This is a genomic window from Paenarthrobacter sp. NPDC090520 (genome assembly GCF_044769205.1).
Classification (GTDB): domain Bacteria; phylum Actinomycetota; class Actinomycetes; order Actinomycetales; family Micrococcaceae; genus Arthrobacter.
Genome location: NZ_JBIVXM010000025.1, coordinates 19,596 through 33,346 on the forward strand (window position 1 = coordinate 19,596; position 13,751 = coordinate 33,346).

The following is a 13,751-nucleotide window of genomic DNA, read 5'->3' on the forward strand; positions in this document are numbered from 1 at the left end:
AAGCTCGAAAGCAGTCCCCGATTATGACGTCTGCCCCGACGCACCACCCCGCCCCGGCAGGCGGCACCGGAACCTACCGCGATGAGTGGGGAATCCCGCACTTGTGGGCCGACTCCGCCGACGAACTCGCCTTCCTGCAGGGATACAACGCGGCCTCGGACCGCTCCTGGCAGATCGAGCTGGAACGGTGGCGCTCCGAGGGCCGCACGGCCGAACTGCTCGGTCAGGACGCCGTGGCGTGGGACCGCTTCGCCCGGCAGGCCCGCCTGGATGACACAGCCCGCCGCTGCTTCGAAGGACTCGATGAAGCCACGCGGCGTTGGTGCGGGCAGTACGTGGCTGGAGTGAACCAAGCTTTGGCCGACGGATTACGCAGCGGCCCGGAATTCGAAGAAGCCAAGGCCTCCCCCGAGCGCTGGAATCCTTGGACTCCCCTGGGCGTTTTCCTGGTCCACCACATCCTGTTCTCCACGTTTCCCAACAAACTCTTCCGCGCCCACGTCGCCCGCACTCTCGGCGACCACGCCGTGGGCCTGTTCAGCATCGAGGCCCCCGTGTGGTCCGGCAGCAACGCGTGGGCGGCACATGGATCCCTGACGGACAGCGGGCTGCCGCTTGTTGCGGGCGACCCGCACCGGCTCATGGAACTGCCGGGCGTGTACCAGCAGATCAGGCTTGCGTGCCCGGACTTCGATGCCGTGGGCTTCGCTTTCCCCGGTGTTCCCGGGCTTCCGCACTTCGGACACACCGGCCACACCGCATGGGCCATTACCAACGCCATGGCCGATTACCAGGATCTTTTCGAGGAGCACCTCCGCCGGGTGCCGCTCCGCGGGACGGACGGTGAACGGGTCCTGGCCCGCGGCGCGGAGGGCTGGGAACCGGTGACCGTCAGTTCCGAGGCCATCACGGTCCGGGATTCCGGTCCGGTCCACGTCGAGATCCTGGAGACCGCCCGCGGTCCGGTCATCTCGGAAATGCCCGACGGCGGCGCGCTGAGTCTGCGCTTCCCCGCCTACGTTGAGGGGCGCTTGGGTTTCGAGGCCCTCCTTCCGCTGCTGCGGAGCCGTCAGGTGGCCGAGGTGGAAGCCGCGTTCGACTCGTGGGTGGAGCCCGTGAACAGCGTGATCACGGCAGACTCCGCCGGGTCCGTGCGGCATTTCGTCGCCGGTCTGGTGCCACAGCGCAACCCTGCAAACCGTCGGCTTCCCGTGCCAGGGCTGTCCGCCCGGCACGCGTGGGATGGCCAGTACGTTGCCCTCCCCCGCACGGAGGTCACCAGGTTCGCGGTCAGTGCCAACGATCGTGCGTCCGGGGGTGGGGACGCTGTGGCCCTCGAGTTCGCCCCGGAACACAGGGCCCGGCGGATCCGGGAGCTTCTGGAGTCTTCCAGGGGCCCCGTCTCCGTCGACCGGATGCAGGCGATCCATTCGGACACGCTCCTGGGCCCGTGGCCCCTTTTCCGGGATCTCCTGGACGGCCTGGACCCTGATGACCTGTCCCCTGTGGCCCACACGCTGCGCGCCCTCTTGCTTGTTTGGGACGGGCACATGGAGGCCGAAAGCCATCCGGCTGCGGTGTTCGCTGCTTGGCGGGGTGCCTTGGTGCAGCGCATTGCCAGGCATCAGGCGTTGGCCAAGCTGGCTGAACCAACCGGGCACTCCTCCCTGTTTGGACCGTGGTTGTCGACTGCTTCCCGGGTGGGTTTCGCGCTTGAAACGCTTGTTGCCCGCGGCTCTGAGCTGGGAATTGCCATCCCGGTTGAAGCAGCCGCGGCCCTTGAGGACGTGGCCCTGGAAGAGTCGTTCATGGACGGCGAACTGTGGGGCGACAGGCATCAGCTGCTCCCCGTCCACGTGCTTCCGGGACGTTGGACCGGCTCCGCCCCTGAAGCCCGGCTCAGTGGAGACACAGGGTGCGTCCTCTGCACGGAAAGCCTCCCCGGCGTGGAGGATCGAAGCTTCCGTGGGCCCGTTGCCCGTTATGTCTGGGACTTGTCCCAGCGCAGCAACAGCCGGTGGATTGTCCCGTTCGGAGCCGCGGGCAAGCCGGACCATCCACACCTCTCCGACCAGTTGCCTCTGTGGTCCACCGGGGAACTGGTACCCGTGGTCACGGATTGGGAGCGGCTCGCCAAAGACGCCTGACGCTTGGCTTCGCCACGGTTTTTTGCACTACCGCATCACCTCAGTTCGCACCTGCACACACCGCATCGCATCGCATCGCATCGCACAAAAGGAAGCACATGAATACCACCACCCAGGACTTCGCCGTCCGCACCACCATCTACGCAGAAGAGCTTGAGGGCTGGGGTTCGCTCCGGATTGTTCCCGTGGTTCCTGCCGAGGACATCGACTTCATCCACGAGTGGGTTTCGCAGCCCCGCGCCAAGTTCTGGGGCATGACGGAGAAGCCGCGCGAGGAGGTCCTGGGCATCTACGAGTTCCTGGACTCCCTGGACACCCACCATGCGTTCCTGGTGGTCCTCGATGGCGAGCCGTTGGCCCTGTTCCAGACCTACGAACCCCTGCACGATCCCGTGGGCGAGGTCTACCCTGCGCGTGAAGGGGACATCGGGATGCACCTCCTGCTGGCGCCGGCCACGCGTCCCATCCCGCACTTCACGCCGCGACTGGCGACCTCGCTCATCAAGTACATGTTCTCCGTGCCAGGCAAGGACCGGATCATCGTGGAACCGGATGCCCGCAACGCAAAGGCCCTTCGCAGGTTGGAAGCGACGTGCTTCGAACTGGGACCCATCGTCCAACTGGAAGAAAAAGAAGCCCAGCTTGGGTTCCTGACCCGCGCCGGTTTCGATGAGATCCAGGCGGACAAGGCGGACAGCTAGGAGCCGGCCGGACAAGGGAGCCGCGGGCTTGGGCCCACGGCTCCCTCCGTTGCCTCACGCTGCGCGCCTGGCGTGGCCTACCGCCAGACGAAACTCCACGTTCCTGCCCCCACGGCCGTCGAGACGGCGGCCGCGGCGATCACCACCCCGCCGAGCAAGACCCACACATCCAGCAGCGAGTACGTGGATTCGCGCGCCCAGGTCCGCTTGCCACCGCCGAAGCCACGGGCTTCCATGGTCACGGCCAACCTGGAGGCCCTCCGGACGGCCTGGACAAGGAGCCCAAAGCTCTGCCCGAGCGTGGCCTTCAAGCGTTGCACCGGGCTGCCCTGGGAACCGACACCACGGGCACGCCGGGCCATGCCGATGGTCTGCCACTCCTCCGCCATGAGGCCCACAAGCCGCATCGCCGCGAGGGACCCCAGCACAAAGCGGTGCGGCAACCTGGCCTTCTGCGCCAGCGCGTCCGCCAAGTCCGTCGGGTCGGTGCACGTCATCAGCAGGATTGCCGGCAAGGCGATCGCCAAACCGCGCAGCATGAAACCGAGCCCCAGCTGGAGGGAACCTTCGCTGATGGACCAGAGTCCGACGTCGAGCAGTACAGCGCCGCTGTCCGGCGCCACGATCGCGGTACTCCAGCCGCCGATCGCTGCCGCGATGATGAGCGGCCAGGCCCGGACCCACAGAAGCCGCACCGTCAGCCCGGCCAGCGGGAACAGCGCGAGCTCTGCCACCAGCGCGATCGACGCCGAGACCCAGTCGATGGACAGGGCCAGCACCATGGAAATCAGGAAAACGGCCACGAACTTTGCCAAAGGGTTGGCCCGGGTCAACAGGGCATGGTTGCCGCTCAGGCTCAAGGTCTCCCTCATGACGCACCAGCTTCCTGCTTCTCTGCCTGGTTCGCTGGCGTGAGGTGCAGTTCCGCGCCGCCAAGGACAGCGCTGAATTCCTCGTCGTGGGTCACCGAGACTACGGCCGTTCCTTGGTCCAACAGCTCCGACAGGAACGAGGCCAGTTCGGCCCAGGTATTGGCGTCCTGGCCGAAGGTTGGTTCATCGAGCACCAGCACTTGGGGATGTGCGGCGAGGACCGTCGCCACGGACAGCCTGCGCTTTTCACCGCCGGACAGGGTATAGGGATTCGCGTCCACCAAGTGCGTCAGCCGGAGCCGCTCAAGCAGTTCGTCCACGCGTTCCTCGCCGTGGCCCAGATGCCTGGGGCCGAACATGAGCTCGTCCAGGACCTTGCCCGTGACGAACTGGTGCTCCGGTTCCTGGAAAACGGTGCCGATTCGGGAGATCAGCTGGTCTGCTTTCCACGCGAACGGATCGATCCCGGCGCCTTGGGAAAGTTCGACGGCGGCAGACACCTTGCCGTGCACCGGCGCCAGAAGGCCCGCCATCGTGAGCGCGAACGTGGACTTGCCCGCGCCGTTCGGACCCGTGATGGTCAGTGCTTGTCCGGCCCTGACCTGCGCGGTAACCCCGGCTTGGACCGGCACGGGCGGGATGCTCTTGAAGCCGCGACGCCGGGGCTTTTCCCGGGACACAGCCAGGTCTTGCGCTGCCAGGAGCAACGGTGCCATCTCGGGGACGAGGGTCCGTGCACGGGTTCGTGGAACATAGCCGGGAACCCACACGCCCGCATCAATGAGCATGGTGCGGGCCTCGGAAAGCACGTGGTCCGGCTGCCCGTCCAGGAGAACCCCTCCGCCGGGTTGCAGGACCACGATCCGGTCAACGAGGTCCTTCCAGACCGATACCCGGTGCTCCACCACCACCAGGGTTGCACCGGTCTTGTCCAGGCAGCGGCCAACGGCGTCGCGGACTTCCAGCACGCCGGCCGGGTCCAGGTTGGCTGTCGGCTCGTCCAGGAGGAGCAGCCCTGTCCGCATCGCCAGAATGCCGGCAAGCGCAAGGCGCTGCTTCTGCCCGCCGGAGAGTGCCGCCGTCGGGTGATCCAGCGCCAAGCCGCCATCTGCAGCGGTACGCAACCCGACGTCGTCGAGCGCCTCATGGACGCGCGCCCAAATCTCTGCCCTCGGAACGGCGAGGTTCTCGGCACCAAACGCTGCGTCGTCGCCCACGCGGGACAGGACCACCTGCGTTTCCGGGTCCTGCTGCATCAAACCGGCGCGGCCCCGCTGTTCGCGCGGCAGTCCGCCGTCGATCAGCAGGGAGCCGGTCTCGTCCGAGTCGTCTTCCTCGTCGCCCAACACCCCGGCCAAGGCGTGCAGGAGCGTCGACTTGCCGGCTCCGGAGGGACCCAGCAGGAGCACGCGCTCCCCGGGTTCGATCCGCAGGTCCAATCCGTGGATGGCAGGGGTGGACCGTCCGGCGTGCCGCCATCCCCAGCCCTCGGCCGAGATGGCGGCGGGCCGGCCGCTGTTTGTGGCGGCCATCAGTTGAAGACAGGCTCCGACGCAGCCTTGCGGGATGCGAAAGCGCTCAGCACGCCGGTCTTCGCCAGGCCGCGCGTGGCAACCCAGGAGAGGGCACCGGCGATGATCGCACCGGAGATTGTGCAGAATGCGATGTAGGCCAGTTTGTCGACGGCTTCGTAGGCGATGTTCCAGCCCCACGGGAGGAAGGAATCATTCAGGCCGCAGAAGAGGCCAGCGCCCGCACCCGCGAGAAGCGAGGTGGGCAGGTTGAACTTCTTGTAACGGAACGCTGCGAACACCAGCTCGGCGCCGAGGCCCTGCAGGATGCCGGAGATGAGCACCGTGGTGCCGTACTGGGAGCCCATGATGAGCTCGCCGGTGGCGGCCACGGCCTCGCAGAACAGCGCCGCACCGGGCTTGCGGATGATGAGCATGCCCAGCACCGCCGGGATCATCCAGCCGCCGGCGATCAGGCCGGTGAGCGGCGGGTAGGCCGCGTTCATGGGGATGGATACGATTGCGGCGCCCTGGGACCATGCCCAGAAAATCACGCCGCCGGCGATGGCGATCAACGCTGCCACCACAATGTCTACAACGCGCCAGTTGTTACTGGTCTTCTTCACGCTTGCCGTGGTCATTTCTTTGCCTCCTGAGGTTACAGGAGGGGAAAGTGCTCCCCGGATACCCCGGCTGGCTCACGCCGCCCTGGTCCGGACACTCTGAGAAGCTCGACTCCCTTGCGCCGGTACTAACCGGATCAGGTTCGAGGGTCTGCGGCTGTCCGCACTCTCAGCGCCCTCGCGTCTCCTGCATCGCTGCAGGTTCGACGGCGGCGCTCCCCTGTCGTTATCAATCTGCCCTTATGGGCGAGGTTCAGTTTACACCTGAAGGGGTTTGCGGGGTCATGGAGCGGGTCATAAATCCGTGCGGGGCCGCTCTCCGCCCCGTTCCCCGCCCTTGGGGTCGCAGACCGGGCCGCACAACGTAGCTGAGACAATGGCAGCATGACGGAAACTCCTGGCCCAAGCCATCCTGACGCAGCCAAGCCAGTTGCCGAAGCCCGCCTTGCAGCCAGCGTGATCCTGCTCCGCGATACGTCTGCAGGGCTGGAGGCCTTTGTCCAGCACAGGGTCTCCACCATGGACTTTGCGGCGGGCATGGTGGTGTTCCCCGGCGGCCGCGTGGACACTGGGGATTACGAGGGCTGGGACTACGCACCAGAGCTTCTGGAACGACATGCCAAGGAGTGGCGGCTGAGCTCAATCGCCACAGCAGAACCGGATTCCTCCGCGGCCAGCAGCCAAGCATGCAGGAGCTCCGGCACTGTTCTCGCCGCCGCCATCCGCGAGGTCCAGGAGGAAGCCGGCCTCACGTTGGATCCGGCCGCCCTTCGGCCGTGGGCCAACTGGATCACGCCCGTGGACATGCCCAAGCGCTTCGACACCTACTTTTACGTTGCCAAGCCTGCCCAGGACGCCGCACCGCAACACCAGACCACTGAGGCCTGGCAGTCACTGTGGATGCCCGTTGACGGAATCCTGTCCGCGGAGGCTGAGGGCAAGCTGCAACTCATGCCGCCCACGTACTACCTGCTCAGGGAAATCTCCCGTTTCGACTCCGTTGATGCCATGTGGACCGCGGATCATGAGGTGGTTCCCGTGCTGGCACCACCGGGCTCCCTTGCCGCCTTCCTCAAGGAGAGGGCGAGCCGGGGCTAAGCAGGATCCGCCGGGTTGTTGAGGTTAGGCTGAAGGCATGAACTTCTTCCTCAAGCTTCTGGGCGCAGGCGTGAGCCTCGGCGCGGGTTTCCTTGGCACCAAGCTGGTCAACAAGGGATGGGAAAAAGCCACGGGCAACAAGCCGCCCAAAGGCAACGATGATATGGAGACGAGCCTCCGCTCAGCGCTGACGTTCGCCCTCATCTCGGCGTTTGTCAGCACCCTCATCCAGGTCCTCGCCAGCCGGGGTACGCAGCGCGCCATCGCCCGCTTCGCCAAGTCCCAGGACATCGTCTAGAACCAACGCGGGGTCACTCACGGCCCATGGCGGACGTCCGGATGGGCCGGAAGTGACCCCGCGTTGCCCTAGTCCTCCGAACGCCCCTCGGCCGCACGCTGCACCACGGCTTCCAGCTCGTCCTTGGTGAGCAATTCACGGTGCCCATGCTTGGTACGGTAGGCCGAACGCCCCACCATGTGGGCCGCAACGGGTGCCGTCAGCAACTGGAAGATCCAAGCCACCAGCAGCACGGGCCACACCCACCAGGTGCGCATCTGCAGGCCGATCGCGGCAAGCATGAGGAACAAGCCCAACACCTGCGGTTTGGTGGCCGCGTGCATGCGGCTCATGAGGTCCGGGAAACGCAACAACCCGATGGCCGCACCAAGTGACATCAGGGCGCCCACCACCAGGAACACTGCCGTAACGGCGTCGATCACGAGGTCCACGCCGGTTGCATCAGGAGTCATTGGCCTGTCCCCTTCGCTCAGCCACGAACCGGGCAACGGTCACCGATCCGATAAATCCGATCACGGCCAAGGCAACCAGGAGCATGAGGTTGTTCAGGTGCCGGTTGACCGCCATATCCACCGCCAGCGCAGCGCCAAGGATGGCCAGGAGTACGTCGGAAGCGAGCACGCGGTCCAGCAACGACGGCCCAACGGCGATCCGGATGATCGCCCCGGCCGCGGCGAGGCTGAGGATCACAGCCGTGACAATGAGAACCAGTTCTTTCACAGTGAGGCTCCTTCCATGCCCGGGGCTTCAGCCCGAAGGGCTGCCACTTCCTCGCGGGTGCCCATGATCCTGATCAGTCCGGCTTCGATGTCCTGTACTTCGTGCCGGATTTTCCGCACATCTTCCTCTCCGTAGATGTTGAGCGCGTGCAGGTAGAGCGTGGAGGTGGAGCGGTCCACTTCCACCACCAGCGAGCCCGGGATCAGGGAGATGACGTGGCCGGTGGCCGTCACCATGAGGTCGGCATGGCTCCGCAGCGGAACAGCGACGACGGCGCTGCGCACCTTGGGTCCTTTGACCACGGCCAGGTAGAGGACCAGGAAGCTCGCTGCCACCACTTTGCCGAGGAACATGAGGGCGAAAGGAATGGCGCGGAGGATGTTGAAGCGGCCACTCAGTTCAACGGGGGGCAAGTAGAACAGCTTGGCCACCACAATGGCGATGAGCGCGCCGAACAACAGGTTGCCGGGGCTGAAATCCCGCCACAGGGCGCCCCACACAATCACCAGCCAGATCAGCAGTGGGAGTTCGGTGCGGAAGGAGATCGGTTTGCGGCTCATTTGGCACCGCCTGTCTGCACCGCGGCGGGCACCGGAGCGTTATCACCCAGGACGGAGTGGATGTAGGCCGAACGGTCGAGCATGATCTCGGCTGAGCCGCCGGACAGCTGGAAAAGCGGTCCGGCGAAGACAGTCAGCGCTACACCGAAGACCACCAGTCCGGCCGTCGAACCCACCATGGTCCGGGGAAGGACACCGGCACGGCCGGGCGTCAGGAGCACCGGATCCGGGTATTCAGCATCCTCGGGCTTGCGCCAGAAGGCCCTGTTCCACACGCGGGCGATGGCGAGCAAGGTCAGGAGGCTCGTGACCACGCCGCCCACCACCAGGATGATGGCCAAGGGCGTGCCTAGCTCGACACCTGCTTGCAAGAGGCCAAGCTTCCCGAGGAACCCGGAGAACGGCGGGATGCCTGCCAGGTTCATGGCCGGGACAAAGAACAACACGGCAAGCAGCGGGGAGAGCTTGGCCAACCCGCCCAGACGGTCGATCGAGGACGAACCTCCGCGCCGCTCGATCAAACCCGTGACCAGGAACAAACTGGTCTGGACGGTGATGTGGTGCGCCACGTAGAACACCGCGGCCCCGAGCCCCGTTATGGAGGACATCGCGAGGCCGAACACCATGTAGCCAATGTGGCTGACCAAGGTGAAGGAAAGCAGACGCTTGATGTCGCTCTGGGCCAAGGCACCGAGGATGCCCACCACCATGGTCAGCAACGCCACGATCATCAAGGGCGTGTTCAGGGTATCCCCTGGGAACAGGAGCGTTTCAGTGCGGACCATCGCGTACACGCCCACCTTGGTGAGCAAGCCGGCGAACACCGCGGTGACCGGCGCGGGTGCGGTGGGATAGGAGTCGGGCAACCAGAAGGACAACGGGAACACGGCGGCCTTGATGCCGAAGGCCACCAGCAACATCACGTGCAGGAGGTTCTGTGTGCCTTGGTCCAGCTCAGCAAGCTTGATGGCCAGGTCTGCCATGGTGATGGTTCCGGTGGCACCGTAGATCATGGCGATCGCGATCAGGAACAGCACCGAGGACACCACGGAAACCACCACGTACGTCACGCCGGCCCGGATGCGGGGGCCCGTTCCGCCGAGCGTCATGAGGACGTAACTCGCGGTCAACAGGATCTCGAAGCCCACGTAGAGGTTGAAGAGGTCGCCGGTGAGGAAGGCGTTGGAAACACCCGCCACCAGGATCAGGTAGGTGGGGTGGAAGATGGAGACCGGCGCTTCCTGGTCGCCATCGGCCATGCCCTGGCCGGTGGCGTAGATCAGGACCGCGAGGCTCACCACCGTGGACACCACGAGCATGAGCGAGGAGAACTGGTCCACCACCAACACCACGCCCCACGGCGGCAACCAGCCACCGAGGGTCACTGAGGTGGTGCCACCGTCCCACACAGAAATCAGCAGGAAGGATTCCAGGAGCAACGTCAGGCTCAGGATGCCGATGCTGACGGCGCGTTGGGCGGCAGTGTGCCGGATCAACACGAAGGCCAGTGCGGCACCGAGGATGGGGAGAAGGACAGCGAGCGGTGACAGGTTAGCGAGATTCACGCGCTGCCTCCTTCCCGGCTCTGGGCCGTTTTGGGGGTTTCCGTTTCTTCCGGGTGCAGCCGTTCTTCCGGAGTGGACGGGGTGATGGCGAACTCCGAGGTTTCCAGCGGCACAATGGCGTCGTCTTCGGCGTCGAAGCTCGGCGTCTGGGCGACGCGACGGTCTTCGATGTCGTCCTGGATTTCATCCTGCCGGGCCAGGGCCCACGTGCGGTAGATGATGCCGAGCATGAACGCGGTCACCGCGAAGGAAATCACGATCGAGGTCAGGATCAGGGCCTGCGGCAACGGATCGTTGTACGTTCCGGGGTCCGTCTCTTTGGTGAACAACGGCGCCAGCCCTGCGTAACCACCGGTGGTGAGGATCAGGATGTTGGTGGCGTTGGCCAGGAGCATCAGCCCCAACAGCACGCGGGTCAGGCTGCGTTCCAGGATGAGGTAGATGCCGCAGGCGTACAGGACGCCCATGACGATCAGCAAGGTCAGGTTGATACTCATGCGTTACCCTTCCCGGCCGCGGCGGTCTCTGCGGCGTCATCCTCTGCGATGGGCGCGCCCTTGCCTTCAAAGTGCTCGTCGATTTCCGCGCCAAGGCTGCGGAGGACGTCCAGCGCCAGCCCCACCACCACGATGTACACACCGATGTCGAAGATGGTTGAGGTCACGAACTTAATGTCTCCGAACACGGGCAGCCAGAACTCGATGATGGCGCTCTGGAACACCTGTCCGCCCAGGAAGAGCGGCACCAACCCGGAGGCAGCCGCCGTCGCGAGTCCCGTTCCCAGCAGGGTTCCGGCACTCACCGTCGCGGCTTCGCTCAGCTCGAAGCGGCCACCCGCGAGGTACCGGATGGTCAGTGCCAGGCCGGCGGTGAGGCCGCCTGCAAAACCACCGCCGGGCAGGTTGTGGCCGGCCAGGAGGAGATAGATGGAGAACACGATCATCGAGTGGAAGATGAGCCTGGTGACCACCTCGAAAATGATCGAGCGCCGCTCGGGAGCCAGGGTCCGGCCGGCTACAAGCCAGGCGTCGCGGGTAACGTCGCTGAACTTCCGTGCCACAGCCAGCGTGGCGCTGTCGCGGGAGTCACGTTCGACGTCGGTGCGGCGCCCCACGCTGCCTTCCGGCACCGCCGCTGAGGTCCTGATGCGGTCACCGCGGCTGCGTACGAAGATCAGGCTGGCCACGCCGGTCGCGGCGACGGCCAGCACCGAGATCTCGCCGAAGGTGTCCCACGCGCGGATATCCACCAGGGTCACATTGACCACGTTCAAACCGCCGCCGCCTTCGTACGCCAGCCGTGGGAAGTCCAGGGAGATCGGCGTAGCCACGCGGGCACCCATGGCGTAGATCGCCACGAAGATCATGGTGATGCCGAATGCTGCACCAATGATCACGCGAATCACCCGCAGCCGTCCGCCGGTTCGGTCCCGGAGCTCGGCGGGCAGGCTGCGCATCGCGAGCACGAAGGCCACCAGCACGATGGTTTCCACCAGCATCTGGGTCAGTGCGAGGTCCGGTGCGCCCTGCAGCGCGAACACCAGGGCGATGCCGTAGCCCGTCACGGACACCATGAGGACGGCGAGGAAGCGCTTGTTGGCCCGCACTGCGGCGAGTGCGCCAACAATGATCCCGATCCCCACAATGATCTGCAGCGGAGAGTTGGGATCGACCAAATACACGCCTTCAGGGAGGGGCTTGTTGGCCGCGATCAAGGCTGCGAGCGGAACAGCGAACGCAACCGTAAGGATGACGGTCAGGTAGAAGTACAGCGAACCACGCTGGGTGCGGCCCGTGACCCATACGGCGATGTCATCGAGTGCGCCGATGGTGTGCTGGTACGACCGGTCGCCATCGATCCAGTCGGGAACCAGGCCCTGGACACGGGACACTGCGTTGCGGCCGTAGAACATGGCCGCGCCCACGACGAATGTCAGCGCTGTCAGGCCCAAAGCGGGAGTGAGGCCATGCCACAAAGCGAGGTGACCGGCGTCGGGCGCTCCCTCGCGGTCCGCAAACAGCGCCGCGTACGGCTGGATCCACGTGTCCACGGGAACCGGCCAGAAGCCGTAGGCGATGGTCAGGAAGCTCAGGATCGCGGGAGCGGCAAGGAAGGCCGGCTTGATCGGCTTGAAAGGAGTGGGCTCCACGCCTGCTTTGGTGGCAAAGGCACCCCACATGAAACGCGCGCTGTAGGCGAAGGTGAGGATCGATCCGATCACCAGGCCAACCAGGATCCAGATGCCCCACGCCGGCGCATCATGCCCCGTGGCGTAGTGGACGAACGTCTCGAAGACGGATTCCTTCGCCACGAACCCGGCCAAGGGAGGAACACCGGCCATGGACGCCGCCGCAATGGCAGCGACCACGCCCAGTGCGCGCGAGGAACGGAAAACGCCGGAGAGCTTGCGGATATCGCGGGTGCCGGATTGGTGGTCGATGATGCCCACCACCAGGAACAACGTGGCCTTGAACAGCCCGTGCGCCAGGAGCAGAGCGAGCCCCGCAAGGGCGGCATCCGGTTGGCCGAGCCCCACCACCATGGTGAGGAAGCCGAGCTGGCTGACCGTGCCGTAGGCCAGGATGAGCTTGATGTCCGTCTGCCGCAGTGCCCGGTAGCCGCCGATCAGCATGGTGGCCAGGCCCAGCCCCAGGACCAGTGGAAGCCAGAAGTCCGATTCGGAGAAGCCCGGCGCCAGGCGGGCAACAATGTAGATACCCGCCTTCACCATAGCCGCTGCGTGCAGGTAGGCACTGACGGGAGTGGGCGCGGCCATGGCTCCGGGGAGCCAGAAGTGGAATGGAACAAGCGCGGATTTGGTGATGGCACCCACCAGGACAAGCACGACGGCGGCAGTCACCGCGTCCTGCATGGGCCCGGCCATGAGCGTCCCGGCTTGGTCGAGGATGGCCGAGATACGGTACGTCCCTGCAGCTTGGCCGAGGATGATGAGGCCCACGAGCATCGCAAGGCCGCCGGCCGTGGTGACCATGAGCGCCTGCAAGGCAGACCGGCGGGCGGCCAGGCGGGTGCGGGCGTAGCCGATCAGCAGGTAAGACAGGATGGTGGTGAGTTCCCAAAAGATGAACAACATCAGGAGGTCATCGGAGGTCACCAAACCGAACATTGCCCCGGCGAACGCAAGCAACTGGGCACCGAAGCCGCCAAGGCCAGGGTCCTTGTCCTTGAAGTAGCGCGCACAGTACACCAGCACCAGGGTGCCTACGCCCAGGATCAGCAGGGACATCACCCATGCCAGGGCGTCCATCCTGAAAGCGAACTCGAGCTTCAGGTCGGGGATCCAGGGCAGGACTTCCTCGAGGCCGCTGCCTGAATAGACAGGTGCGTAGTTGAGGACCAACCAGATGAAAGCGCCTGCCGGTACCGCCGCGAGTGCGTAGAACGCGTTCCTGCCGAGTTTGCTGAAGATCAAAGGCGCCACAGTTGCCGCGACAAAGGTGATGGCGAGAACTGTGATCAATGTTGTCTCCGCAAAGTCAGGAAGGAATTGTCAAAAGTTGGAGCAAGCGGTGCATACGTTGGGTTCGGTTGTTCCAGTTTATCAAGGGGTTAAGGGCGTTTTCGCCGGAAAGTGCGCTATGTGGACAACCTCCGGCCTTATGAAGCCCGCGGTCTGTCGCACCACGGCCCGCCGT

The 13,751-nt window shown here is 65.3% G+C and carries 13 protein-coding genes and 1 riboswitch; of the genes, 4 read left to right on the forward strand and 9 right to left on the reverse strand.

Annotated elements, in window-relative coordinates:
- Nucleotides 1-23 precede the first annotated feature (23 nt).
- On the forward strand, nt 24-2,147 hold the full coding sequence (locus tag ACIQTZ_RS21270) for a penicillin acylase family protein (RefSeq protein ID WP_402983784.1): 2,124 nt from the start codon (nt 24-26) through the stop codon (nt 2,145-2,147).
- Nucleotides 2,148-2,245: 98 nt separating this feature from the next.
- Nucleotides 2,246-2,848 (forward strand): GNAT family N-acetyltransferase, encoded by a 603-nt coding sequence (locus ACIQTZ_RS21275; protein ID WP_402983786.1) that lies wholly within the window; start codon nt 2,246-2,248, stop codon nt 2,846-2,848.
- A gap of 77 nt (nt 2,849-2,925) precedes the next feature.
- On the opposite strand, the gene ACIQTZ_RS21280 is transcribed toward ACIQTZ_RS21275, so the two are convergent.
- The 3 genes from ACIQTZ_RS21280 to ACIQTZ_RS21290 are packed head-to-tail and all read right to left on the reverse strand — an operon-like array spanning nt 2,926 to nt 5,872.
- Nucleotides 2,926-3,720: an energy-coupling factor transporter transmembrane component T family protein gene (locus ACIQTZ_RS21280; protein WP_402945058.1), complete on the reverse strand. Its 795-nt coding sequence runs from the start codon at nt 3,718-3,720 to the stop codon at nt 2,926-2,928.
- On the reverse strand, nt 3,717-5,252 hold the full coding sequence (locus ACIQTZ_RS21285; protein ID WP_402983789.1) for an ABC transporter ATP-binding protein: 1,536 nt from the start codon (nt 5,250-5,252) through the stop codon (nt 3,717-3,719). The genes ACIQTZ_RS21280 and ACIQTZ_RS21285 overlap by 4 nt, the downstream gene beginning before the upstream one ends.
- Complete coding sequence (locus ACIQTZ_RS21290) at nt 5,252-5,872, reverse strand: ECF transporter S component (protein WP_400337042.1); 621 nt, start codon at nt 5,870-5,872, stop codon at nt 5,252-5,254. The genes ACIQTZ_RS21285 and ACIQTZ_RS21290 overlap by 1 nt, the downstream gene beginning before the upstream one ends.
- A 78-nt stretch (nt 5,873-5,950) precedes the next feature.
- Nucleotides 5,951-6,086: riboswitch (TPP riboswitch) on the reverse strand.
- Between the two features lie 152 nt (nt 6,087-6,238).
- On the opposite strand from ACIQTZ_RS21290, the gene ACIQTZ_RS21295 reads away from it, so the two are divergent.
- On the forward strand, nt 6,239-6,952 hold the full coding sequence (locus tag ACIQTZ_RS21295) for an NUDIX hydrolase (protein ID WP_402983792.1): 714 nt from the start codon (nt 6,239-6,241) through the stop codon (nt 6,950-6,952).
- Between the two features lie 37 nt (nt 6,953-6,989).
- Nucleotides 6,990-7,250, forward strand: a complete 261-nt coding sequence (locus ACIQTZ_RS21300) for a DUF4235 domain-containing protein (protein ID WP_387438201.1) — start codon at nt 6,990-6,992, stop codon at nt 7,248-7,250.
- Between the two features lie 68 nt (nt 7,251-7,318).
- Here the strand turns inward: ACIQTZ_RS21300 and mnhG are convergent, their stop codons facing one another.
- From mnhG to ACIQTZ_RS21330, 6 genes are read right to left on the reverse strand one after another with little or no spacing between them, the layout of a single operon-like run.
- Complete coding sequence (mnhG, locus tag ACIQTZ_RS21305) at nt 7,319-7,702, reverse strand: monovalent cation/H(+) antiporter subunit G (RefSeq protein ID WP_400337046.1); 384 nt, start codon at nt 7,700-7,702, stop codon at nt 7,319-7,321.
- The gene (locus ACIQTZ_RS21310; RefSeq protein ID WP_400337047.1) at nt 7,692-7,970 is read right to left on the reverse strand and encodes a monovalent cation/H+ antiporter complex subunit F; all 279 of its coding nucleotides are present in this window, start codon (nt 7,968-7,970) and stop codon (nt 7,692-7,694) included. The genes mnhG and ACIQTZ_RS21310 overlap by 11 nt, the downstream gene beginning before the upstream one ends.
- Nucleotides 7,967-8,530, reverse strand: a complete 564-nt coding sequence (locus ACIQTZ_RS21315) for a Na+/H+ antiporter subunit E (protein WP_402983795.1) — start codon at nt 8,528-8,530, stop codon at nt 7,967-7,969. Before ACIQTZ_RS21315 ends, ACIQTZ_RS21310 begins: the two co-directional genes overlap by 4 nt.
- The gene (locus ACIQTZ_RS21320; protein ID WP_400337051.1) at nt 8,527-10,095 is read right to left on the reverse strand and encodes a Na+/H+ antiporter subunit D; all 1,569 of its coding nucleotides are present in this window, start codon (nt 10,093-10,095) and stop codon (nt 8,527-8,529) included. The genes ACIQTZ_RS21315 and ACIQTZ_RS21320 overlap by 4 nt, the downstream gene beginning before the upstream one ends.
- A complete protein-coding gene (locus tag ACIQTZ_RS21325) occupies nt 10,092-10,592 on the reverse strand; it encodes a Na(+)/H(+) antiporter subunit C (protein ID WP_397325720.1) in 501 nt (166 codons plus the stop codon). Before ACIQTZ_RS21325 ends, ACIQTZ_RS21320 begins: the two co-directional genes overlap by 4 nt.
- Entirely contained in the window at nt 10,589-13,576 is a 2,988-nt protein-coding gene (locus ACIQTZ_RS21330) for a Na+/H+ antiporter subunit A (protein WP_402983798.1), read from the reverse strand. Before ACIQTZ_RS21330 ends, ACIQTZ_RS21325 begins: the two co-directional genes overlap by 4 nt.
- Between the last annotated feature and the right edge of the window lie 175 nt (nt 13,577-13,751).

What these genes read in the sequence shown, in the direction of transcription:
- ACIQTZ_RS21270 (WP_402983784.1), top strand. Translation starts at nt 24, where the DNA reads ATGACGTCTGCCCCGACGCACCACCCCGCCCCGGCAGGCGGCACCGGA.
- ACIQTZ_RS21275 (WP_402983786.1), top strand. Translation starts at nt 2,246, where the DNA reads ATGAATACCACCACCCAGGACTTCGCCGTCCGCACCACCATCTACGCA.
- ACIQTZ_RS21280 (WP_402945058.1), bottom strand. Translation starts at nt 3,720, where the DNA reads ATGAGGGAGACCTTGAGCCTGAGCGGCAACCATGCCCTGTTGACCCGG.
- ACIQTZ_RS21285 (WP_402983789.1), bottom strand. Translation starts at nt 5,252, where the DNA reads ATGGCCGCCACAAACAGCGGCCGGCCCGCCGCCATCTCGGCCGAGGGC.
- ACIQTZ_RS21290 (WP_400337042.1), bottom strand. Translation starts at nt 5,872, where the DNA reads ATGACCACGGCAAGCGTGAAGAAGACCAGTAACAACTGGCGCGTTGTA.
- ACIQTZ_RS21295 (WP_402983792.1), top strand. Translation starts at nt 6,239, where the DNA reads ATGACGGAAACTCCTGGCCCAAGCCATCCTGACGCAGCCAAGCCAGTT.
- ACIQTZ_RS21300 (WP_387438201.1), top strand. Translation starts at nt 6,990, where the DNA reads ATGAACTTCTTCCTCAAGCTTCTGGGCGCAGGCGTGAGCCTCGGCGCG.
- mnhG (WP_400337046.1), bottom strand. Translation starts at nt 7,702, where the DNA reads ATGACTCCTGATGCAACCGGCGTGGACCTCGTGATCGACGCCGTTACG.
- ACIQTZ_RS21315 (WP_402983795.1), bottom strand. Translation starts at nt 8,530, where the DNA reads ATGAGCCGCAAACCGATCTCCTTCCGCACCGAACTCCCACTGCTGATC.
- ACIQTZ_RS21325 (WP_397325720.1), bottom strand. Translation starts at nt 10,592, where the DNA reads ATGAGTATCAACCTGACCTTGCTGATCGTCATGGGCGTCCTGTACGCC.